Annotated in this window: 21 protein-coding genes; 12 read left to right on the forward strand and 9 right to left on the reverse strand. The window is 62.1% G+C overall.

Annotation, left to right across the window (positions count from 1 at the left end; all coding sequences use genetic code 11):
* The first annotated feature begins 55 nt into the window (after positions 1 to 55).
* From K8B33_RS12985 to K8B33_RS13020, 8 genes are all read left to right on the forward strand, one after another.
* On the forward strand, positions 56 to 916 hold the full coding sequence (locus K8B33_RS12985; protein WP_223427241.1) for a sterol desaturase family protein: 861 nt from the start codon (positions 56 to 58) through the stop codon (positions 914 to 916).
* Positions 917 to 1,052: 136 nt separating this feature from the next.
* Positions 1,053 to 1,502, forward strand: coding sequence for an SRPBCC family protein (locus K8B33_RS12990; RefSeq protein WP_223427243.1), 450 nt, complete (start codon positions 1,053 to 1,055; stop codon positions 1,500 to 1,502).
* A 79-nt stretch (positions 1,503 to 1,581) separates the two neighbouring features.
* Positions 1,582 to 2,055: a copper resistance protein NlpE N-terminal domain-containing protein gene (locus K8B33_RS12995; protein ID WP_223427245.1), complete on the forward strand. Its 474-nt coding sequence runs from the start codon at positions 1,582 to 1,584 to the stop codon at positions 2,053 to 2,055.
* Between the two features lie 102 nt (positions 2,056 to 2,157).
* Complete coding sequence (locus K8B33_RS13000) at positions 2,158 to 2,856, forward strand: MotA/TolQ/ExbB proton channel family protein (protein ID WP_223427248.1); 699 nt, start codon at positions 2,158 to 2,160, stop codon at positions 2,854 to 2,856.
* An 8-nt stretch (positions 2,857 to 2,864) separates the two neighbouring features.
* Positions 2,865 to 3,251 (forward strand): ExbD/TolR family protein, encoded by a 387-nt coding sequence (locus K8B33_RS13005; RefSeq protein ID WP_223427250.1) that lies wholly within the window; start codon positions 2,865 to 2,867, stop codon positions 3,249 to 3,251.
* Positions 3,248 to 3,679 (forward strand): ExbD/TolR family protein, encoded by a 432-nt coding sequence (locus K8B33_RS13010; RefSeq protein ID WP_223427252.1) that lies wholly within the window; start codon positions 3,248 to 3,250, stop codon positions 3,677 to 3,679. Before K8B33_RS13005 ends, K8B33_RS13010 begins: the two co-directional genes overlap by 4 nt.
* Positions 3,676 to 4,419 carry an energy transducer TonB gene (locus tag K8B33_RS13015; protein WP_223427254.1) on the forward strand — a complete coding sequence of 248 codons (744 nt, stop codon included), beginning with the start codon at positions 3,676 to 3,678 and terminating at the stop codon, positions 4,417 to 4,419. The genes K8B33_RS13010 and K8B33_RS13015 overlap by 4 nt, the downstream gene beginning before the upstream one ends.
* 84 nt (positions 4,420 to 4,503) lie before the next feature.
* On the forward strand, positions 4,504 to 5,721 hold the full coding sequence (locus K8B33_RS13020; protein ID WP_223427255.1) for a serine hydrolase domain-containing protein: 1,218 nt from the start codon (positions 4,504 to 4,506) through the stop codon (positions 5,719 to 5,721).
* Between the two features lie 17 nt (positions 5,722 to 5,738).
* On the opposite strand, the gene chrA is transcribed toward K8B33_RS13020, so the two are convergent.
* Entirely contained in the window at positions 5,739 to 7,094 is a 1,356-nt protein-coding gene (gene chrA, locus K8B33_RS13025) for a chromate efflux transporter (RefSeq protein ID WP_223427256.1), read from the reverse strand.
* 214 nt (positions 7,095 to 7,308) lie between these two features.
* Here chrA and K8B33_RS13030 point away from each other — a divergent pair, with 214 nt between their 5' ends.
* Entirely contained in the window at positions 7,309 to 8,379 is a 1,071-nt protein-coding gene (locus tag K8B33_RS13030; RefSeq protein WP_223427257.1) for a porin, read from the forward strand.
* 11 nt (positions 8,380 to 8,390) lie between these two features.
* Here the strand turns inward: K8B33_RS13030 and K8B33_RS13035 are convergent, their stop codons facing one another.
* The 4 genes from K8B33_RS13035 to K8B33_RS13050 all read right to left on the reverse strand — a co-directional run bounded on the left by K8B33_RS13035 (position 8,391) and on the right by K8B33_RS13050 (position 11,563).
* Entirely contained in the window at positions 8,391 to 9,050 is a 660-nt protein-coding gene (locus K8B33_RS13035; RefSeq protein WP_223427258.1) for a flavin prenyltransferase UbiX, read from the reverse strand.
* A 68-nt stretch (positions 9,051 to 9,118) separates the two neighbouring features.
* The gene (locus K8B33_RS13040) at positions 9,119 to 9,565 is read right to left on the reverse strand and encodes a DUF2214 family protein (protein ID WP_223427259.1); all 447 of its coding nucleotides are present in this window, start codon (positions 9,563 to 9,565) and stop codon (positions 9,119 to 9,121) included.
* A 35-nt stretch (positions 9,566 to 9,600) separates the two neighbouring features.
* Positions 9,601 to 10,983: a UDP-N-acetylmuramate:L-alanyl-gamma-D-glutamyl-meso-diaminopimelate ligase gene (mpl, locus tag K8B33_RS13045; protein WP_223427261.1), complete on the reverse strand. Its 1,383-nt coding sequence runs from the start codon at positions 10,981 to 10,983 to the stop codon at positions 9,601 to 9,603.
* A 49-nt stretch (positions 10,984 to 11,032) separates the two neighbouring features.
* The gene (locus K8B33_RS13050) at positions 11,033 to 11,563 is read right to left on the reverse strand and encodes a hypothetical protein (RefSeq protein WP_223427263.1); all 531 of its coding nucleotides are present in this window, start codon (positions 11,561 to 11,563) and stop codon (positions 11,033 to 11,035) included.
* A 165-nt stretch (positions 11,564 to 11,728) separates the two neighbouring features.
* Here K8B33_RS13050 and K8B33_RS13055 point away from each other — a divergent pair, with 165 nt between their 5' ends.
* The gene (locus K8B33_RS13055) at positions 11,729 to 12,988 is read left to right on the forward strand and encodes a 6-phosphofructokinase (protein ID WP_223427265.1); all 1,260 of its coding nucleotides are present in this window, start codon (positions 11,729 to 11,731) and stop codon (positions 12,986 to 12,988) included.
* 708 nt (positions 12,989 to 13,696) lie between these two features.
* Here the strand turns inward: K8B33_RS13055 and K8B33_RS13060 are convergent.
* From K8B33_RS13060 to K8B33_RS13075, 4 genes are all read right to left on the reverse strand, one after another.
* The gene (locus K8B33_RS13060) at positions 13,697 to 14,392 is read right to left on the reverse strand and encodes a DUF2459 domain-containing protein (protein ID WP_223427268.1); all 696 of its coding nucleotides are present in this window, start codon (positions 14,390 to 14,392) and stop codon (positions 13,697 to 13,699) included.
* A 15-nt stretch (positions 14,393 to 14,407) separates the two neighbouring features.
* The gene (locus K8B33_RS13065) at positions 14,408 to 15,874 is read right to left on the reverse strand and encodes a DEAD/DEAH box helicase (protein WP_223427269.1); all 1,467 of its coding nucleotides are present in this window, start codon (positions 15,872 to 15,874) and stop codon (positions 14,408 to 14,410) included.
* Positions 15,874 to 16,326, reverse strand: coding sequence for a glutaredoxin family protein (locus K8B33_RS13070; protein WP_223427271.1), 453 nt, complete (start codon positions 16,324 to 16,326; stop codon positions 15,874 to 15,876). The genes K8B33_RS13065 and K8B33_RS13070 overlap by 1 nt, the downstream gene beginning before the upstream one ends.
* 61 nt (positions 16,327 to 16,387) lie before the next feature.
* Positions 16,388 to 18,193, reverse strand: a complete 1,806-nt coding sequence (locus K8B33_RS13075; RefSeq protein WP_223427274.1) for an SLC13 family permease — start codon at positions 18,191 to 18,193, stop codon at positions 16,388 to 16,390.
* Positions 18,194 to 18,495: 302 nt separating this feature from the next.
* Between K8B33_RS13075 and K8B33_RS13080 the strand changes: the two genes are divergently transcribed.
* Together K8B33_RS13080 and K8B33_RS13085 are read left to right on the forward strand one after the other, a co-directional pair.
* Positions 18,496 to 19,587, forward strand: a complete 1,092-nt coding sequence (locus tag K8B33_RS13080; protein WP_223427275.1) for an efflux RND transporter periplasmic adaptor subunit — start codon at positions 18,496 to 18,498, stop codon at positions 19,585 to 19,587.
* 1 nt (position 19,588) lies between these two features.
* The gene (locus K8B33_RS13085) at positions 19,589 to 22,732 is read left to right on the forward strand and encodes an efflux RND transporter permease subunit (RefSeq protein WP_223427276.1); all 3,144 of its coding nucleotides are present in this window, start codon (positions 19,589 to 19,591) and stop codon (positions 22,730 to 22,732) included.
* Positions 22,733 to 22,748: the final 16 nt, after the last annotated feature.

A 22,748-nucleotide genomic window follows, 5' to 3' on the forward strand; every position in this document is an offset into this window, starting at 1 on the left:
TTGCCTTTGACAAGATGCCCCGTCGCAAATCACATAGTATGGAGGGGAATGAACCATGGTTGCCAAGAGACTTTTGCAGTGGATCACCTGGCCGACTCTGGTGTTGGGCTTTGGTGCTGGCGCCATCGTGCTGGTAGAGGCAGGTGCAGGCTTACCGGCGCTTCTGGCTCTGCTGGCCGGAGCTATCCTGTTCAGCTTCCTGACGGAGCGCTGGATACCCTATCAACCGGACTGGAATCGCCCTCGCCGGGACATCGGACGAGATTGGGCTCACGCCCTGGTAAACCTGAGCTTGAATCGAGCGTCAGTGTGGTTGCTTCCCGCGTTCGCCTGGCTGGCGGTAACGCCGGGCATCTGGCCAGATCATTGGGCCTTCTGGGCCCAGGTGGTGATGGCTGTTCTGATTCTGGATCTGGGTATTGCCGCCGCGCATCATGCCAGTCACCGGTTTTACGGGCTGTGGCGCTTCCATGCCGTGCACCACAGTATCCAGCGGCTGTACGGCTTCAATGGGCTGATGAAACACCCGCTTCATCAAGGGGTGGAAATGCTCAGTGGTGTTTTGCCATTGCTGCTTCTGGGCATTCCCCTTGAGGTCGCCCTGACTTTGCCGTTTCTGGTCTCTCTTGCATTACTGGGCCAACACAGCAATGCGGACATCCGCACCGGTGGCCTCAAATACCTGTTTGCCAATGCCGAGATCCATCGCTTCCATCACAGCAACGGCGCCAACGGCGATGTGAACTATGGTTTGCTCACCACGCTCTACGACCATGTAATGGGCACTTTCCACTACGCTCCTGGCACCGCACCGCGCTCCAGCCAGGAAATCGGCGTGCGCGGGCGACCAGACTACCCCGCTACTTACAGGGAACAGTTGCTTGAGCCCTTTCGACGAGATCATCAAGGTTCATAGCGACGAGACATTGCGGCGGCCCCATGGTGCCGCCGTCCCCGACAAATTGGTTCCGCGCGCACATCCGGGGCGGACGGACGCCGCTGCATCCGTTACCATGAGGCTCACATCATGCATACCAAGCAGGGACGCCGTCGTGTTTACGCTGGATACCACCATCGACATCAATGCCAGCCCCGAGCGAATCTGGGCCATCCTCACCAACTTTTCGCACTACAGTGAGTGGAACCCGTTCATCATCAACGCCAGTGGCGTGCCCAAGGCCGGGCAGCGTCTGAGCATCAGTATCGCCACCCGGCCGGGCCGCAGCATGACCTTCCGGCCGCAGGTACTGCGGGTGAAGCACGCACAGGTACTGGCCTGGCGTGGCCGTTTTCTGATTCCCGGCCTGTTCGATGGCGTGCACACCTTCGTCATCTCGCCGCTGGAAGATGGCACCGTACGTCTCAGCCACAGCGAAACCTTCTCCGGCCTGCTGGTGCCTTTCATGCGCCGCAAGCTGAATCGTGATACCCGCGCCGGGTTCAGCAAGATGAATCATGCGCTGCGTGTACGCGCCGAGGCGGCCAGTCAGCCACGCGGCTGACCTGCCATCACAGCCCCGGCAACTTCAGGCCCGCCAGATTGCACATTGGCGGGCCAGCCAGCTTGTGGGGAGCTGCAACGTGAGAAGAAACGGGACGCCGAATACCTGCCTGCTATTGCTTGCCTTGCTGACGGGCTGTGCCAGCACACCACCTGCCGATAGCCCGCCCGAGCGCCCTGGCGCTTCTGACACCGCAGCCCCTGCGGTAAAGCCCGCCAATGAGGAAACCTACCAGGGCATACTGCCCTGTCCGGACTGTGAAGGCCTGAAAGTCACCCTGACACTGGACCATGACGTCCAGGCCTATCGCACCACGGAAGTACGTCTTGAGGATCAGGACGCCCAATCCGTTCCTCGCCAGACCAGCGGCCCCTGGGCGCAACACCGTGGCACCGAAACAGACCCGGATGCCATCGTCTATCAACTCGACCCTGACCGCCCCGGCAGCACACGCCACTTCCTGCGGCTGGATGCTTCCCGCATCAAGTTGCTGGATGAGTTCAAGCAGGAATTCTGGTCACCCTTCAACCTGATTCTTGAACGCACGGACTGACCAATCGCTCTCCGCCCAAATGATAATGACTTGCATTAACAGCATGCCAGCGCTACCCTGTGCGCGATTTCACGGCCACTCATTATCTCCCTGGAGCGCCTCATGCCTGCATCCGCACTCGAAAACTCTGCCCTGCCCGCCTGGTTCGTGGCCGGCGGCCCGGCCATGTGGCTGCTGGCAGTGTTGTCGGTGGTGTCGCTTGCGGTGCTGCTGAGCAAAGTAGTGCAGTTTCTGCGCACCCGGCCCCTCGCCACGCCCTGCGCGGATACCGCACTCGCGGCGCTGGTACGCGGTGATCGTCAGGCCGCGGACGCGGCACTGGCCGATGCCGCCACACCGGGCGACAAGGTGATTGGCGGTGCACTGGCACTGGCCCGGCCGGGCGTCTCCGCCAGCCAGTGGCAAGAGGAGGTGCTGCGCCAGGCACGGGCGGAGCTGGAAAGCCTGCGCGGCGGCCTGCGACTGCTGGAAGTGGTCGGCACCCTGGCGCCACTCATCGGTCTGCTGGGTACGGTGTTCGGTATGATCAGCGCCTTTCAACAGCTGGAAATGGCGGGCTCACAGGTTGATCCGGCACTGCTGTCCGGCGGCATCTGGGAGGCCTTGCTGACCACCGCCGCCGGTCTGGTGGTTGCCATCCCGGCACTGGCCGCGTTCCACTGGTGCGACCGCACCATCGAACAGAGCCGACACACCATGGAAGACCGCCTGGCGCGTTTGCGTGTGGCGCTCAATGGCAACCTGACCTCGGCGGCAGAGGCCAAGCAGGCCACGGAAGCTGACCCCGCCCACGCTTACTGATACGCCTGATGCATATCAACGAACACAGCCACCGCACGCCGACCATCGGCCTGACACCTCTGATTGATGTGGTGTTCATCCTGCTGGTGTTCTTTATGCTCGCGACCCGGTTCGGCGCCTGGCAGGATCTGCCGCTGCAAGTCAGCAGCACCGCCACCACCCCGGTGGCCAGCGATAGCGAGATCCGTCATATCAAGGTGCTGGGCGAAGATCGGGTGCAGCTCAACGACGAGTCCATGGATCTCGCCGCCCTGCGACGGGCGCTGACCACGGACAACCGGCAACCCACCCGTGTCACCGCCGCTGACGACGCCTCGGTGCAGGCCATGCTGCAGGTGGTGGACGTGCTGCAGGACGCCGGGCTACAGGACGCCCGGCTGGAGCTGATGCGATGAACCTGTCTGCGCGCGACACGCTTCTGACCCCCACGCCACCGCGCCGCCCGGCACTCGAACCGGCGCTGCCGTTGATCAATGTGGTGTTCCTGCTACTCGTATTCTTCATGGTCGCCGGCCAGGTGGCGCCAAATCGCATTGACGTGGAGCCCCCTGAAAGCAGCGTGCCGCTGGAGCAGGAAGCAGACGAGTTGTTGTTGACGCTGGATCAGGCCGGGAATCTGTCCCGTCAGGGCGAGCCGCTGACACTGGAAGTATTGCCAGCACTGCTGGCCGCCAGCGCGGAAGCGCGCGAGGCCGACGCCCCCGCCTCCGTCCGATTGCTGACCGACGCCGGAACACGCCTGGATACCATGCGCCCACTGCTCACTGTATTGCAGCAGGCTGGCGTCGAGGAGGTGCGACTGGTCACCCGGAGCGCACCATGAGGGCGAGCTCGTTGTGGGTATGGGTGCTGGTATCGCTGGCGCTGCACGCTGCCGTGTTGCTGGTGCGGCAACCGGACACCCTGGCCAGCGGTCAACCGGGAGCGCCCAGCGCTTCCGCCGTGACCCTGTCGCTGGCCCAGGCAACGCCGGAGGAAGCGACCGAGGCAAGCGAAGCAGAACAAGCTCCCGAGCCGGAACCACTGCCGGAGCCGGAGCCGGAACCCGAACCCGAACCCGAACCCGAACCGGAGCCCGAGCCCGAGCCCGAGCCTGAGCCAGTCCCCGAGCCTGAACCGGAGCCCCCCGTCGCCGTCGAACCGGACACGACCACCGATGCCATGGATGATGTGGCCGCCGAAGCGAGCACGGATACACCCGCCTCCGAGGCCGCCGATCAGGGCCGCGCAGGCCCTGTCGGTCCCGGCGCTGATGCCGTGGGCGACAACGACAATGAGTACAATCGCTACCGACGAGCCATCCAGGAAGCCATCGAGCGCCACAGGGAGTATCCCGCCCAGGCACGCCTGCGCGGCCAGGAGGGCGTCGTGACGGTCCATTTCGCGATCAATGAGAGAGGCCGGGTGGAAGATCTGGCGGTCATCGACAGCTCAGGCAGCCGCATCCTGGATATGGCTGCCGAACGCATGCTACGGCGTCTTCGTCTCCCGGAACCCCCCGCCTCCATTGTCGATCGGCTCGCCAGCGGCTTGAGCGTGCCCATTGATTACGTTATTGAATAAGGCCATTGCATAAAACTCGCGCGTTGGCATTCTCCCGCAGCACTGGCAGACTCGAGACTCCTCAAGAAAAACAACGGTCTCCCCATGCGCAAACGCACCCTGCTCCTGCTTGCCCTCATCGCCGCCCTCGTTGCTGTACTGCTGTGGTGGTTCCGTCCCTGGTCGCCCTATTCCCCGAGCGTCATGACGCGGCTGTTTCATCCGGAATACCGGCTGGACAATTTTCGCGCCATGGAAAATGTTTTTCCCTACGTGATCCTGCCCGCCAGCGACACGCCCACGCCACTGCCCCGCGCCGCCACGCCCGGCGATTTACCGCAGACGTTCCGTCACAACGGCGAAGACATTGACGTCGGTGAGTTTCTGACACGTACGGAGACCACCGGGCTGATGGTGCTTCAGGACGGTGAGGTGCAGCTGGAACAATATTTTCAGGGGACCGAACCCACCTCGCGCCTGACGTCCTGGTCCATGGCCAAGACTGTTGTCAGTACGCTGGTGGCCATAGCGCACGAAGACGGTCATATCGGCTCACTGGATGACAAGGTCAGCGACTATGTCCCCGCATTGAAGGGGAAAGCCTACGGCGATGTCAGCATCCAGCACCTGCTGATGATGGCCAGCGGCATCGATTTTGACGAGACCTACCACAAGCACACGTCCGATATAAATCTGCTGTTCTACCGTGTATTCCTGCTGGGCGCGTCGGCCCGCGACGTGGTCGCCAGCCACCCTGCGGCACAACCGTCAGGGGAGCGCTTTCATTACATCAGCCCGAACACCCAGATACTGGCCTGGGTGCTGGCGGAAGCCGTGGGCAGCAGCGTGTCGGCCTACGCCAGCGAGCAGCTATGGCAACCGCTGGGCATGGAGGACGACGCCCTCTGGAACCTGGATCAGCATGGCATCGAACTGGCGTTCTGTTGCCTGAACGTGACGTTGCGGGATTACGCCAAACTGGGACAACTGCATCTGCAGCAGGGCGTGTGGAATTATCAGCAGATACTCCCAGAGGGCTGGGTCTTCAGCGCGACGCGACGGCCTGAACCCTGGATGGCATCCGGCCACGGTTATGCCGAGCGGGGGTACGGCTATCATCTGTGGACGCCCACCGAACCCGATGGCGAATACTTCTTCAACGGCGTCTGGGGGCAAACCATCTGGGTCGCCGAAAACCCGGGCGTGGTGATTGTCAAAACCAGCGTCGACCCGGATTTTCGTCCACACACCGCTGAAATGATTTCTTTCATGCGGGGGGTTACTGCGCATCTGTCTCGCACGTCCGAAAAGCCCGACACATGAGTCGGGCAATGTCGGGATTAGAGGGGCAGCATCCCCATCAGCAAGCCTGCGCCCGCGCATAGCCCCAGCATCGAAAACAGACCGAGCCGGAATATGAACTGGCATACCAGCGCAAAAACCACCAGCAGCAATGCCAGGGGTTCGACGGTGTGCCAGACAGGCAGGGGCATATCCAGTAATCCATAGCGCCAGCGCTCCACCTCCGAGAACAGCACATGGGTGCCGAACCACAGGGCCAGATTGAGTATCACGCCGACCACCGCCGCAGTGATCGCGGCAAGCGCACCATTGATAACCGGGCGATGGCGCAAACCCTCAACATAAGGCGCGCCAAGAAAAATCCACAGGAAACATGGCACAAAGGTCACCCAGGTCGCCAGCAAACCGCCCAGAATACCGCCGAGAATCGGGTCAAGGCCGCTGTCCCGCAAGGCGCCAAGGAAACCGACGAATTGCACCACCATAATCAATGGGCCGGGGGTGGTCTCCGCCAACCCCAGTCCATCAAGCATTTCACCAGCTGACAGCCAGCCGTGATGTTCAACGGCCTGCTGCGCCATGTAACTGAGCACGGCGTAGGCACCACCGAAGGTCACCACCGCCAGCTGGCTGAAGAAAATACCGATCTGCGTGAACACGTCATCTGGTCCGAGCATCAGGGCCAGTACCAACACAGGCACGAGCCACAGCGGTAACCAGATTGCCAGGGTGCGCGGTGCATGCCAGCGAGAAGGGCGTTCTCCGTGAAGGTGCCGATCGTCCGCCCCGCCGTCGTCAACATCGTGCAACGGCGGCTCGAAGCTCTGCCAGCCTCGCCAACCACCGACCAGGCCGATCAGTGCAGCGCTCGCTACCACGAGCGGGAAAGGCGCCGCCAGCACAAACAGCGCAATAAATGCTGCCATGGCCATCAGATAGCGCGCCGTTGTACCCAGCGCGCGCCGTGCCAGGCGAATCACGGCACTGATCACAATCGCCAGCACCGCCGCCTTGAGACCGAAGAACAGGGCCGTCACCCAGTCAAGGTTGCCAGCCAACGCGTACAGCAGGCTCAACCCCATCAACACCACAACGCCTGGCAGCAGGAACAGCAACCCGGCCATCAAACCGCCGACGGTGCGGTGCAGCAACCAGCCTGTATATATCGCTAACTGGATGGCCTCCGGGCCCGGCAGCAACATGCAGTAATTCAGCGCATGCAGGAAACGTTTTTCACTGATCCAGCCCTTTTCATCGATCAGGATACGCTGCATCAGCGCAATCTGGCCGGCAGGCCCGCCAAAGCTTAACAGCCCGATGCGCAACCAGACATAGAACGCCTCTCGATGAGTAACGGTCTTCAGGCGGGGCTCCGTTTGTTCGGTGTCAATCACGATTGATCCTCGGTACAGGCGGGTACAGTTGCGACAACGCATTGAAACACAGTGATGTCGCAGCAACCAATGCGTCGAATGCTACCAGTCAGCTGTTGCTGGAAGCTACTGACCGACAGGCATGCTGCGGAGGAGGCCTTACAGGCTTTCATTTTCCGGTCACATCACCTTATTGTTAGCACCTCGACAAGAATGACATCGCAAGGATCTCCCAATGCGCCACACCCCACTGCCTCCCTGGCTTGCCCTGCCCCTGCTGGCCTTGCCCCTGCTCGCCGCCGCCCAGCCGGTGGAAATCTATGGCCGCATGAATGCCTCGGTGGATTTTCTGGATACCGACGGCAACGGCGAATCCCTGAATCTGTCGAGCAACAGCAGCCGTATCGGCTTTCGCGGCAATCACTATTTCGAGACGCATGAGCTGACCGTGCTGTGGCAGGCGGAGACCACCCTGCGCATCGACAATCAGGGCAACGACTGGATTGATCGCGACACCTTTGTGGGCGCGCGCGGGGACTGGGGGCTGCTGCGCTTCGGCAAGTTCAACACCCCGCTGAAGCGCCTGCGCAGCCAGGTGGATTTCTTTTCGGATCAGGTGGGCGATGCCAGGAACATACTGCGCAACAGGATTGCAGGCCCCGGCGGCCAGGGGCCGATCGGCTGGGATGAGCGATTCCGCAATGGCATTGCCTACCGGACCCCCGCCTGGCGTGGCATGACCGGCGAAGGCCACTATGCAACCCGGCTGGACGGTGATGGCACCAGCACCTCGGATACCCACGCATGGAGCGCGTCGCTCACCTGGCAAGGCGAGCACACGCTGCTGGCGCTGGCGCATGAGCAGCAGCAATACGTCGACACGGACGGTGATGGCCTGCTCACCGGCGACCTCTATCGGCGCAAGGCGACCCGTGTGGCAGGCTGGCAGGATATCGGCTCGCTGCGGCTGGCCGCGTTGTACCAGCATGCCGATAACCCGGATGACAAGGCCTATGGCGGCGGTGCGCGCTACGCCCTCGATGAACGCTGGGCACTGAAAATGCAGTTCTACCGGCTGGACGCCGACGATGAAGACCTGCGCGCCGACCTGTATGCCGCAGGCGTGGACTACACCCTGGCGCGGAACATGCTGTTCTACGTCAGCTACGCCTGGATGGATAATGGGGACGCAGCGACCCTGCGCCCCTATGCGCAAGGGCGCACCACAGGCGGAGGCAGCGAGCTGGCCACAGTGCCCGGCGGCAGTCCGTCAGGTCTCTCGCTGGGCGGCAGCTACCGCTTCTGACACGCGGGGCGTCAGCCCCCGTGCTCACCCCAGCGGGGCACCAGCGTCTGCTCGACACCCAGCTGGTCCAGCAAACGGGCCACAATGAAATCCACCAGATCATCCACGCTTTGCGGCTGGTGATAAAAGCCCGGGGCAGCGGGCATGATGACCACGCCAAGGCGCGACAGCTTGAGCATGTTTTCAAGGTGAATAGCGGAGAAGGGGGATTCACGCGGCACAAGGATCAGCTTACGCCCTTCCTTGATGGCCACATCCGCAGCACGCTCGATCAGGTTGTTACTGGCACCCGTTGCGATAGCCGACAGCGTACCGGTGGAGCAAGGGCAGACCACCATACTGGCCGGTGCACCGGAGCCGGAGGCGACAGGCGCCGTCCATTGCTCCAGGCCGCAAACCACCAGGCGACCACGCTTTTCCGGCTGACCGCCGCCCTGCGGATCGTCTTTGCGCAGATCTTTGAACAGATAGCCACGCAACGCCTCTTCTGTTGCGCCCGTTCCTGCCGGCAATCGCAGATCGGTTTCGGTGCCGATGACGACCCGCGCCGCCTTGGACACGATGACAAAGACTTCCGCATTCGCAGCGAGCAGGCATTGCAGCAGGCGCAACCCGTATTGCGCCCCGGAGGCGCCGGTAAATGCCAGAGTAACGCGGGTGCTGTATGCCATGGGGCTCTCCTAGGTACTGGCCTCGGTGCTGGCCTAGGTACTGGCCTCGGTGCTGGCCTCAATCACCGTCACATTATGCCACGCGCCATGATGGCGGCGAGAAACGGCAGCAGGAACAGGATATGCAGCTCCACCAGGACCAGCTTGCGGGTACCGTTGACGGCTGCCGCATCAGGCAGGCTGCCGTTCGCCTGTGCTGCCTTGCGCCAGCGCAGAAAACGTATTGTCGGCACAATCGAGATCAACCCGATCAGAATGAACAATCCCACCTTGGTGTGGAAGGCCATGCTGTGCATGTAGAACACCGGCCCTTTGCCGTAGGCCGTGGTGATACGCAAAAAGCCGGTAACGAGAATCACCACGGCCGAAATACCATAAAGAATATCGATGCGTACCAGCCGGTCCAGCACCTCGCGGGTTATCGTCGTACGCAGTGCCAACCACTCCACCAGCAGCGTGGCGGTCAGAAGCATGATGCCGAGATAGTGGAACCCTGCAATAAAAGCTGCGGTCATGATTCGTTTCCCTTTTCTGTTTTTGTGGATGGCTGTTATGCGGACGCCACGCCCTGCGCTGTCGCCAGTGCGGCGACCAGTTTGCGATGAATGCCGCCGAAGCCGCCGTTACTCATCATGACGATATGCACCGGTGCGGCCTGCTGTGCCAGCGCGGCGACCAGCGCCTCGATATTGTCCGCCGTGCGTGACGGCACCTGGCTGGCACTGACCACCGCATCCAGCGACCAGTCCATGCCCGGCGGTTGATACCAGATCACTTCATCCGCCGCCTGAATGCAATCCGCCAGACGATCCCGGTGCGTGCCCAGGCGCATGGTATTGGAACGCGGTTCGATCACGGCAATCACACGCTCCCGGCCCACCTGTTTGCGCAGGCCGTCGAGGGTCAGGGCAATGGCGGTGGGATGGTGCGCAAAATCATCATAGACCCGCACCCCGGCCACTTCGCCCACCAGCTCCATGCGACGTTTGACGCCCGCAAACTCACTCAGCGCCGCAGCGCCATCGGTCAGCGTCACGCCGCAATGGCGTGCCGCCAGCAGCGCGGCGACGCCATTGCGCATATTGTGCAGGCCCGTGAGCGACCAGTTGACGGTGGCCGTCACTGACTGCCCGTTTTCCTCGGCCAGCGTCACCCGGAAAAGCGAGGCATCCGCTTTTTCCAGTTGCACGGTGACCGCAGAGCCCTCACCAAAGCGCTGCACCTCGCTCCAGCAACCGCGCTCCAGCACACGCTCCAGCGCGACTTCGCCGGTCGGCAGAATCACCCGGCCTTGCGCCGGCACGGTGCGCATCAGGTGATGAAACTGGGTTTCGATGGCGGCCAGATCCGGGAAGATATCGGCGTGGTCATACTCAAGATTGTTCATCACCAGCGTACGCGGGCGGTAATGCACGAACTTCGAGCGCTTGTCGAAAAACGCGGTGTCATATTCATCCGCTTCCACGACAAAAAAAGGCGCCTCCCCCAGACGTGCAGACACACCGAAATTATCCGGCACGCCGCCAATCAGAAAGCCCGGCGCCAGATCACAGTGATCGAGAATCCAGGCCACCATACTGGCCGTGGTGGTCTTGCCGTGGGTGCCGGACACCGCCACCACCCAGCGCCCTTGCAGCACCGATTCCGCCAGCCACTGCGGACCAGACACATAGGGCAGCCCGGTATCCAGCACATATTCCACCGCCGGGTTGCCCCGGCTCATGGCATTGCCGATCACCACCAGATCCGGCGCCGGCCGCAGCTGTGCCGGGTCATAGCCGCTGGTGACCTCGATCCCTGCGGCCGCAAGCTGATCACTCATGGGTGGATAGACGTTCTCGTCCGAACCGGTCACCCGGTGCCCCTGGGCCCGCGCCAGTTGCGCCAGCGAGCCCATGAACGTGCCGCAAATACCGAGAATGTGGATATGCATGGTTATCGTGTTCCGTGTTGCAGAATAAAGTAGTGTCGAGAGAATGCGGTCAGGCCGCACTCGCCGCCAGTTCAGGCATCAACATCGCCAACAAGGCAAAACTCACCATCAGCAAGGTCAGCACCAGCGCCATGGCCAGAAAAGGGCCAATTTGCAGGGCACGATGCAGGATGTAGCCGCGCGCGCCCAGATTCCAGCACAGCAGCACCAGATAAGGCACCTGCAGCCACAACGGCAGCGCCTCATCCCCCAACGGCCGGGCGGCAATCACCAGCGGCAGGGCCAGCACGCCAATCACCAGCTCCACGCCCAACAGGGCCGTGAAGGTCTGTACGACTCTGGCAGAGAGCCCCTTGAAAGCCAGCATCAACCAGGTGGCGCCCAGCAACACGGCCAGCAGCCAGACCTGGGCCATCAGGCTCTGGGGCACACTGAAGCGCGCTTGCAGCACCGCCCCCAGGCCTTGCAGCAACAGCCAGAGCACCAGCGTCGTGCGCAGCAAGGGCAGCGAATACGGCATATCCTCCGGACCGCTGCGCAACGTGCTGGCGCGGAAATACAAAGACCAGATTGCGTTCATGCATACCTTGCCAGTGAAACGTGAAACACCACCTGTGCGGCATGATGGGACATTGTCGCAGAGGCCCGCAGCGCTGTCGCGCTGGCCGCACGGCTCCCGGATCATTATCATGGCGCCCTCAGATCAGCCCCGCCCCCCCGCGGTAACAGCAGCACGGAGACACGCATGGCCCGCAAGAATGCTTTCTACGCCCAGTCCGGTGGCGTCACCGCCGTCATCAATGCCTCCGCCGCCGGCGTCATCGAAGCCGCCCGCGACAGCAAGGTGATCGGCAAGGTCTACGCCGGCCGTAACGGCATTATCGGCGCCCTGACCGAAGACCTCATCGACACCAGCAAGGAAACGAAAGCGACCATCGCCGCCCTGCGCCACACCCCCGGCGGCGCCTTTGGCTCCTGCCGCTACAAGCTGAAGGATCTGGAAACCTCCCGGCGCCAGTACGAACGCCTGATCGAGGTTTTCAAGGCGCACAACATCGGCTACTTCTTCTATAACGGCGGCGGCGACTCCGCAGACACCTGCCTGAAAGTATCCCAATTGTCAGAAACCCTGGGCTACCCCATTCAGGCAATCCACGTGCCCAAGACCGTGGACAACGATCTGCCGATCACCGACTGCTCGCCGGGCTTCGGCTCCGTCGCCAAGTACACCGCCGTCTCGATCCGCGAGGCCGCGCTGGATGTGCAGTCCATGTGCGCCACCTCCACCAAGGTGTTCGTCATGGAAGTCATGGGCCGCCACGCCGGCTGGATCGCCGCTGCCGCAGGCCTGGCCCAGGAGCAGGACGGTGATGCACCGCATATCATCCTGTTCCCCGAGATCGCTTTTAACCGGGAAAAATTCCTCAAGAAAGTGCAGCAGACGGTAAAGAAATACGGCTACTGCGTCATCGCTGTGTCCGAAGGCGCCCGTTACCAGGACGGGACGTTTCTGGCGGATGCCGGCTCCACCGATGCATTCGGCCACAAGCAACTCGGCGGTGTCGCGCCGGTGCTGGCGCAGATGGTGAAAGCCGAACTTGGCCACAAGTATCACTGGGCGGTGCCGGATTACCTGCAACGCGCGGCGCGCCATATGGCCTCTGCCGTAGACCTGGAGCAGGCCTATGCCGTAGGTCGGGCAGCGGTGGAAATGGCCGAGGCCGGCGATAACGCTGTGATGCCGGCCATCATTCGCGGCAAGGGCAAGAAATACAGCTGGGCTGTCGAAAAAGCGCCGCTGGCCAAGGTCGCCAATGTCGAGAAAAAAATGCCGCGTAATTTCATCAGCCGCGACGGCTTCGGCATTACGGCGGCCGCCCGCGACTATCTGTTGCCGCTGATTCAGGGCGAAGCGCCAATGCCGTTCAAGAATGGCATGCCGGTCCATGCGCGCCTGAAGCTGACGCCGGTACCGAAAAAGCTGAAAGGCACGTTCGAGATCTGAGATCCGCCGGACTCGGCTTCTACTGTGCGGTATGTTCCATTCTGCTTTGGTTTGGTGGTTGTGGCCCTCGGGGGGCGGGAAAGGTTTTCAGGACACGCCGTAAACCCATCCCTGGGGGCTTGGTTTCGGCATCCTGCCTCAAACAGTCCTGAAAACCTTTCCCGCCCCCCGAGGGCCGTCACGCGCAGCCCAGCTAACAAGCTGCATGCCAACTGACGGTTTTGTTCCTCCAGAAAGTCGATGTAACCACCGTGCGTTAATTCTTCTGCCAGCGTTGAGCCGGGGTATGCCCTGGAGGGACCTCTTTGGCCAGGGATGGCCAAAGCGCGAGCGACCAGGGACGGCTTGAGCGGTCCCGGAAGGGCATACCCCGGCTCAACGCGTACTCGATGGAGGGTGACCAACCCACTGGGAAACGTCCCGCTTTCAGAGTGGCACGCAAGTGATCCTTGCCGGCAAACATTCCAGCTAATCCGCGATGAACGAAAAAAACCTTCCCCCGCCCGGCGGCAGAGGAAGGTAAACAGGGGCTTAGGAGGGATGTCGGTGCAGCACCGGATTGTTAACCGGGGAGCCATCGCTCCGGCACCACACCGACGGGATAAGCATCCCATGGGCGCCACCCCCGCCGGTATCAGCCATCACTGAAAGATATGTCAGCCAAACCGCATGGTTTGTGTCAGCGATCGGCCACTGTCTGCGAGCGCATCACTCCGCATTGAACGGACGCATCACCGCACTCGCGCGAATCGGCGCGACAACCCAACTGGCTTGTTCAGCCTCCGTCAGCGCGTTCGCGGTCCAGCTGTTACAGGTGTAGCGCAACCAGAAGCGGCGATGGCTGTTGAAGAACCATTGTCGCGGCCGCTCCCCTGCCCACGCCGCTTCAACATCCGTATCCGCAAAGGTTGCCACCATCGCATCCACAAGCGATGCCAGCTGGGCCGAGGTCAGCGCCAACGGCGCAATATCGGTGTGCGGCAATTCTGCCGGGTGGGCACTCAATGGCATGACCTGCATCACTGCGCGAGTAGGCAGCAGCATGGCGCGGGCGGCCAGGGCATTGCGGCGCAGTCGCGAGGTGCCCGCACGCGGTAATTGGTAGTAGACCTCGTCCCCCAGGCCAATCTCGTAATAGTCCGCCGGTTCGGGGAGGTCCAGCACAAAGGCCAGCGGCGTATCCGCCAATAGGTCGGCGGACAGCGCCAGGCCGGTGTGCAAGCGATGGCGCACGACATAAGCGTCATGATAGCCGTCATGCGGCGCCGTGCGATCATCATGTGATGCGGCAACGTCTGCGTCGAATTCCGCATCATCGTGGGCCGGGGCCGCGACACAGGCGCTGAGCAGCGCGACCGTGAGCGCCGCCCAGGAGAGGATGGCCAGGCTGCGTTGTGCTCGCATCAGGGCCCTCCTCTGTCAGGCGGTGGGTTTGCGTTTCGGTGTGGCAAAGCCGCCTTTGAGATCCGGCGCTGCGGGCTTTTTGCCTGCCGCTTTCTTTGCCGGTGCTTTTTTGGCGGCCGCCGCTTTCTTCTTCAGCTTTTTCTTTTTGCTGCCCGCCGCCTTGCCTGAGGATTTGAGTTTTTTCGGGCCTTTGTAATTGCCCGGGTGTGCCGCGACGATGCGCTGCTCGAACTGCTGGCGCAGGTAGCGTTCGATGCTGGACATGAGATTCCACTCATGCGCTGCCACCAGCGATATGGCCAGCCCTTCGCTGCCAAAGCGGCCGGTGCGGCCGATGCGGTGCAGATACTCATCGCCACTGCGTGGCATGTCGAAATTGATCACCAGGTCGAGGCCGGAGATATCCAGCCCACGCGCCGCCACATCGGTGGCCACCAGCACGTGGATATCACCATTGCGCAGGCGATCCAGCGCCTGTTTGCGTTCTTTCTGGTCTTTCTCACCGTGCAATACATAAAGCTTCATGGACGGGTTGCGCAAATAGCCACCCAGCCGATCCGCTTGCTCACGGGTGTTGGTGAAGACGATGGCCTTGTCGTAGGTTTCGTTCGCCAGCAACCATTGCGTCAGGCGTTCGCGGTGGGCGATGTCGTCCACGGTGATGATCTGCTGGCGGGTCTTTTCGTTCAGATCCTGGACCCGGTTAACGCGAATTTCTTTCGGGTCGCGCAGCACCGCCGCCACCACATCCGCCATGGAACTCGGTCCGGGGGTTGCCGAGAACAGCAGGGTCTGGCGCGCGGGATTGCACAGCGCAGCGAGACGCAATACATCTTCGTTCAGGCCCATGTCGAGCATGCGATCCGCCTCATCCAGCACCAGCAACATGAGCTCGCTGAAATCCAGATTGTTGGCGGTGAGGTGTTCGATAAACCGCCCCGGGGTACCGATCAGGATATCCGGGTTCTTGCGGATCTTCGCCGCCTGGACCTTGAAGTCTTCGCCGCCGGTGACCAGCTCTGCCTTGATGAAGGTGAAGCGCGCCAGCTTTTCCACCTGGCTCAGTGTCTGCCGCGCCAGCTCACGGGTCGGCAGCAGAATCAATGCCCGGGTGCCGGCCTGATAATCCGGGTTTTCAATCAGTTGTTGCAACATGGGCAATACAAAAGCAGCGGTCTTGCCGCTGCCGGTCTGTGCGGTCACACGCAGATCATGCCCTGCCAGCGCGGGCGGAATAGCCATCTGCTGTACCGGTGTGGGCGCAGAAAAACCCTCCGCCTCAATCGCTTTCAGCAGCCGTTCATGCACCTTCAGCGCTACAAAATCCGGCGCATCGGCCTCAGCGGCCGTGCCGGCGTCGCCGGTTTCCACACTACTGCGGACGCTTTTATCAATGCTTTCATCGACCCTAGTACCAGCACCTGTACCGGCACCAATATCAGTGCTGTTATCAGTGCTGTCCTGCTCGGAATTATCTGTCATCAGTTAGACCTGAACCATTGTTCAAAACGTTGTTCGGAAAAGCCGTTCAGCTTTGCATCGCCGCGCACCAGCAACGGCACGCCCCTGCCACCGGCCTGCTTGTGTTCGCGGCGGGCCTGGTCGGATTTCTCGATATCCTTTTCGATGAACGGAATGTTGTTGCTGCGAAAATAATTGCGCGCACGGGTGCAATAGCCGCACCACTCTGCGCTGTACATGATCAGTGGCGCCCCGGCGGTCGCAGACGTGCTGCGCGGGGAGCGCGCAGGGGCAGGCACAAACGGCAGCGTCTGCGGCTCAACGGTAATGACTTCCGCATTGCCGCCGCCGGGCTCGTCGGAGAAATGCACATTCCCCTGCTCATCCACCCAGCGGTAGATGCCACTGGCATGGGCATGGACCTGGGCCAGCCCTACTGACAGCAGCATGATGCAAAGCAGTAATCTGGTCATCCCCGTGCTCCCCGAGCAATCCGTCTCCTGGCCCATGGTAACCGATCACGGGGGCGGCACGTTATACCGGATTCAGGGGCCAGAACAGCGGAATGAGCACACAGGCACTGAGCCAGACCAGCAGATTCATGGGAATGCCCAGGCGGGCGAAGTCCGTAAAGCGGTAATTCCCGGCGCTGTAGACCAGCGTATTGGTCTGGTAGCCGATAGGCGTAGCGAAGCTGGCACTGGCGGCAAACATCACCCCCACTACAAACGGGCGCGGGTCCACACCCAGCTGCTGGGCCACCGCAATCACCACCGGGGTGAACAGTACGGCCACTGCGTTGTTGCTGATCATTTCCGTGGCGATGGAGGTGAGCAGAATAACGATGGCCAGCATCATCCAGGGCGACAGCCCGCCGCCCCAGCCGACCAGCAGCCCGGCCAGCATGTCCGCCAGCCCGGATTCCCGCATGGCGATACTCACCGCCAGCATGCCGAAGATGAGGATGATGATCGGCCATTCGATGGCCTTGTAGGCCTCTTCCGAGCGCACGCAGCCGGTGGCGACCACGATGGCAGCACCGATCAGCGCCAGCCCTTCGATCGGCATCACCTTGAATGCCGCCAGCACCATCACACCGATAATCGTGGCCATGGCAATCGGCGCCTTGCTCTGGCGGTTGGTGGGCGCCTTGCCATCCGTGATGGCAAACAGGTCGCCGTTTTCGCAGAAGCGCTTGATCTGGGTGCGGGTGCCCTCCACCAGCAGCACATCACCGAACTGCAGCTGAAAATCGTCCACAATCTCGCCGATACTGGCATCCTGGCGGTGCACGGCGATGATATGAATGCCATACCGGGCCGCCAGATCCAGGTCGCGAATCGGCCGCTGAACATAGCGTGAGGTGGGCCCGACGATCGCCTCGACGATCACGGCATCCTGGCGACGCAATGTCTCCAGATCCTTGTTCTCGGGTATCGCCGCGCCCGCCTGCAGACTGATCAGATCGGTGCCGCGCAGCTCGACCATGTCAGCACTCTGGCTGTGCACCACCACCTTGTCACCAACCTGCAGGCGCGTGCCCGATGGCGGCGAGGTCAGCGCCTCGTCACCGCGAAACAGCTTGAGCACCGCGATGGTGCCGTTGCTCAGCCGCGCTTCCTTCAATGTGCGGCCGGCCAGGCGTGACCCTTCTGGCACGAACAGCTCTGACATGAAGGTGCGATCACCACTGCCGGTGAACTGCTGGGCCAGGGTCTCCCGGGAGGGCAGCAGTTTCGGCGCCAGGAAGAAGATCATCACACAGCCGAGCAGCGCCATGACAATCGCCGGGGCCGTGATCTCGAACATGCCGAACGGCGCCAGCCCCATATCCCGGGCCACACCGTCCACCAGAATATTGGTGGAGGTCCCGACCATGGTGATCAGACCACCGAGAATGGTCGCGTAGGACAGCGGAATCAGCAGCCGCGACGGGGCAATATTGTGCTTGCTGGCCAGAGCAATCACGGCGGGCATCAACACCATCACCACCGGCGTGTTGTTGATGAAGGGAGACACCAGCACCCCGACCAGCATCAGCGCCAGCAGCAGGCTGGCCTCGCTCTTGCCCGCCATCACACCAAGCCAGTCACCCAGCCGATCAACGCAACCGGTCTTCTGCAAGGCCGCGCTGATGATGAACAGGCAGGCGATGGTGATCGGCGCGCTGTTGCTGAAGACGCTGAGCACCTGACCGCTGCTGAGCAGCCCCAGGCCCAGCAGCAACGCCACGGCGATCATCACGGCCACGTCCGGCTTGAACCATTCGCGCACAAAGGCGGCAAACAGGCCCAACAGGATGAGGCCGACAACCAGGGGCTGGAGCGATTCGGCAATCAATGGGGGCTCCCTGCGCAGGGTGACTATTGAGGATGACTATTGGATGAAAGGCGCAAGGTACCCGGCTGGCAGGCAAAGGCAAAAGAATAAAAAGGCATCTTGTTATAACTGAAGGCGATATACCGGCGGCGCGATCCTCAATTCAAAGCCGTCATGTATGCCCGTCCAATCATGCAAACAATGAGGAACCCACGCTGCGGGACGCAGGTCACACCCCCGCATTCACACTCCCATGCGTTAATATCACGATCATGATGCGTTGATACTGTATTTCCTGACGACCTTTCCTGGTGGAGAAACACATGAAGAAGCAAGCGGGCATTGCCCTGTCGGTGTTGCTGTGCGGCGGCATTGGCTGGTACCTGCTTGGCCAGGGCGACAGCCCTCCGGAGCAACGCCAGGGTGCCCGGCAGACTCCCGTAAATGTCGCCAGCCCGCGCCTGGGCCATGTCGAGGATCGCGTCAACGCGGTCGCCACCACCGCCGCCAGGGACGAAATCATCGTCACCAGCGAAGTGGATGCGCGGGTCCTGCGCCTGCACTTCAGTGAAGGGCAGCAGGTCGAGGCCGGCCAGGTGCTGGTGACACTGGATGATCGTCAGGCCCAGGCAGAGCTGCGCGTCGCCCAGGCTCAGCTGCGGGATGCCCGGACCAAATTTGATCGCGCCAGCCGTCTGCAAAGCGGCCAGAGCATCTCCCGCGCCGACGTGGATGAACTGGAATCCGCCGTGCAGGTCGCGGAAGCGCGCGTGCAATCCGCCCGTACTGTGCTGGAAAATCACACCATCACCGCACCTTTTGACGGCGTCATCGGCATCCGCGAGATCAGCCAGGGCGCCTTCTTGCGTGCCGGGGACCGGATCAGCACCCTCGACAGCGTCTCGCCGATCGAGCTGGTGTTCTCGGTGCCAGAACGTTTCATCAGCCAGCTGGAGGCGGGCCAGCAGGTCATGGCCCGCAGCGACGCCTTTCTCGGGCAGACTTTCACCGGCGAAGTCACCGAGCTGGGCACCCGCGTAGACCCGATCAGCCGCAGCCTGCAGATCAGAGCCGCCATCGAGAACAATGAGGGACGCCTGCGCCCGGGCCAGTTCATGAGCGTGTCACTGCGTTTTCGTGAGCGCGAGACACTGCTGGTGCCCGAAGAAGCGCTGCTGACCCAGGGCAACGAGCAGTACGTGTTCGTGGTGGTGGGTGATAACGAGGTAGAACGGCGCACCCTGCGCCTGGGCGTGCGGCTTCCCGGCGAGGCAGAAGTGCTCAGTGGTCTTGAGATTGACGACCAGGTGGTAATTACCGGTCAAACGCGCCTGAGCGCCGGTGATCGCGTCGAGTTGCTGGACGACCCGGAGGCACGAGTCACCGTGCGTGACGGCCAACGCGCGGAAGGTTGATATGATTCTTTCCGATGTCTCCATCAAGCGCCCGGTATTCGCCACGGTCATGAGCCTGTTGATCGTGGTGTTCGGCATCGCCGCAGCACTGCAGTTGCCAGTACGTGAATACCCCGATATCGATCCACCGGAAGTCTCCATTGCCACCAGCTATATCGGTGCCGCCCCGGAAGTCATCGACACACAAATCACCCAGCTCATCGAGGGCGCCATCAGCGCCGTGGACGGCATTCGCTCGATGGAGTCCCGCAGCCGCCTGGGCTCCAGCCGCACCACCATCGAATTCGAAAGCGGTCGCGACGTCGACAACGCCGCCAACGACGTACGCGACGCCATCGCCAGCATTCTCGATCGCCTGCCCGATGAAGCCGACCCACCGATTGTGGCCAAGGCCAACTCCGACGCCCGGCCGATGATGTGGGTCACCATGGCCAGTGACCGCATGACGCCGGACCAGTTGACGGATTTTGCCGAGCGCAATCTGGCCGACCGGCTGTCCGTGCTCACCGGCGTGGCTGAAGTCCTGATCGGCGGCGAGCGCCGCTACGCCATGCGCATCTGGCTGGACCCGGAACGCATGGCCAGTCGGCAGGTCACTGTTGCCGATGTGGAAAACGCGCTGCGTGCCAACAACATCGAATTGCCCGCCGGGCGGGTGGAATCCAGCAGCCGGGAGTTTTCCGTGCGTGCGGACAACCGCCTCAATGATCCGGACGCCTTCGCCGGCATCGTGATTCGCCGGCAGGGCGACTTCCCCATCCGTATTGGCGAAGTTGCCCGGGTCGAACGCGGCGTAGAGGATGATCGCAGCCGCCTCAGCACCAACGGGCAGCAGGCCATCGGGCTGGGTATCATCCGGCAATCGAAATCCAACGTCGTGGAAATCTCTGACCTGGTGCAGGCAGAGCTGGCGCATATCCGCCCGAATCTGCCAGCGGGGATTTCCCTGGCGGTCAATTACGACGAATCCATCTTCATTCGTGCCTCGATCCGCGAGGTGATCATCACCCTCAGCATCGCCATGACGCTGGTGATTCTGGTGATTTTCGTGTTCCTGCGCTCGGTGCGCGCCACCCTTATTCCGGCCGTGACCATTCCGGTGTCGATCATCGGCGCCTTCATGGCACTGGGCGTATTCGATTTTTCCATCAACGTACTGACCTTGCTGGCGCTGATTCTGGCCATTGGCCTGGTGGTAGATGACGCCATCGTCATGCTGGAAAACATCCAGCGTCGTATTGATGATGGCGAGCCGCCTCTGGTGGCGGCCTACCGCGGTGCCCGCCAGGTGGCTTTCGCTGTTATCGCCACCACGCTGACGCTGGTGGCCGTGTTTGTGCCCTTGTCTTTCATGGGCGGCAATATCGGCAGGCTGTTTACCGAATTCGGTTTCACGCTGGCCGCAGCAGTGATCGTCTCCAGTTTCGTGGCCCTGAGTCTGGCACCGATGCTGTGCTCGAAATGGCTGCACCCGGCACGGGATGACGAGGGCAAACACTCGCGCCTGTGGGAGTGGAGCGAGCGCATGTTCGAGCGTATGAACCGTGGTTATCGCTCGCTGCTGCTGACGTCGCTGAATGCACCGCTGGTGGTGCTGGCCGTGGGCATCGCCGCCATCATGCTGGCTGCGGCCATCTTTCCGCAGCTGCCCCAGGAGCTGGCCCCCACTGAAGATCGCGGGGTCTTCATCATCAACAGCGTGGCCCCGGAAGGCGCCAGCATTGATTACACCGAACACCACACCCGCAAGATCCAGGCGCTGCTGGAGCCCCTGGTGGAAAGCGGCGAAGCCGAGCGCGTGCTGTCCATTGTCGGCTTTCGCGGTCAGGTCGAACGCGGCTTTACCATCGTGCGGCTCAAACACTGGAGCGAGCGCGATCGCACGCAGCAGGAAATCGTTGCCGAGGTCGCGCCCCTGTTGCGTTCCGTACCGGGGTTGCGTTCTTTCGCCATCAATCCGCCGGGGCTGGGTCAAAGCGGCTTTAACGCATCCCTGCAATTCGTCATCGGCGGGCCGGACTATGCGTCCGTGCAGGAGTGGGCCAACATTCTGCTTGAGCGGGCCCGTCAGAACCCCAGCCTGATCAACCCGGATATCAATTTTGAAGTGACGCAGCCGCAGCTGGGTGTCGACATGAATCGGGCGCGGGCGGCGGATCTGAATATCACCGCCGAAGATATCGGCAACACCATGCAATCCATGCTCGCCTCCCGCGTCGTGACGCGCTATCTCGACCGGGGGCGCGAATACGACGTCATTCTCCAGGCCGAAGATGGCAAGCGTGCTACCCCTGACAATCTGCAGAATTACTTCCTGCGCACCGGCGCCGGCGATCTGGTGCCGCTGAATGCACTGGCGGAGCTGCGCGAATTCGGCGCACCGCCGGAGCTGCGCCGGGTGGACCGGCTGCCGGCCATTACCCTGAGCGCCACGCTGGCCGAAGGCTATGACATGGGCTCTGCCCTGCGCTATCTGAACGCCGAGGCCGCAGAGCATCTGCCCGCAGAGGCACGGGTCAGCTACCGTGGCGTGAGCCGGGAGTTCGTCGAGGCATCCAGTGCCATTTACATCACCTTCGGCCTCGCTTTCCTGATTGTCTTCCTGGTCCTGGCGGCGCAGTTCGAGAGCTGGATCCACCCGATGATCATCATGCTGTCCGTGCCGCTCGCCATTACCGGCGCACTGCTGGCGCTGTATATGTCGGGCATCACCCTCAACACCTACAGCCAGATCGGCATGATCATGTTGCTGGGGCTGATGGCCAAGAACGGTATTCTGATCGTGGAGTTCGCCAATCAGATGCGCGACAGCGGCCTGAACGTGCGTGATGCCATCATCGAGGGCGCCACCCTGCGCTTCCGCCCGGTGTTGATGACCACCATCTCCACTATCTTCGGCGCCGTGCCGCTGGTGCTGGCCACCGGCGCGGGTGCCGAAAGCCGCGCGGCAATCGGCATGGTGATTCTCGGGGGGCTGCTGTTTGCCTCCGTGCTGACACTGTTCATCATCCCGGTCCTGTACAACCTGCTGGCGCGCTTCGCCGGGTCGGTGAACAAGGTGTCCGAGCAGCTGGCCGCCCAGACGGCACGGCATGAAGCCCGCGCCGGTAGCGGTGCCGCCGCGCCGGGCCAGCGGGAGCGCTGACGCCTGGCGGCAGGGA

This window comes from Alcanivorax limicola (assembly GCF_019931215.1).
Classification (GTDB): domain Bacteria; phylum Pseudomonadota; class Gammaproteobacteria; order Pseudomonadales; family Alcanivoracaceae; genus Isoalcanivorax; species Isoalcanivorax limicola.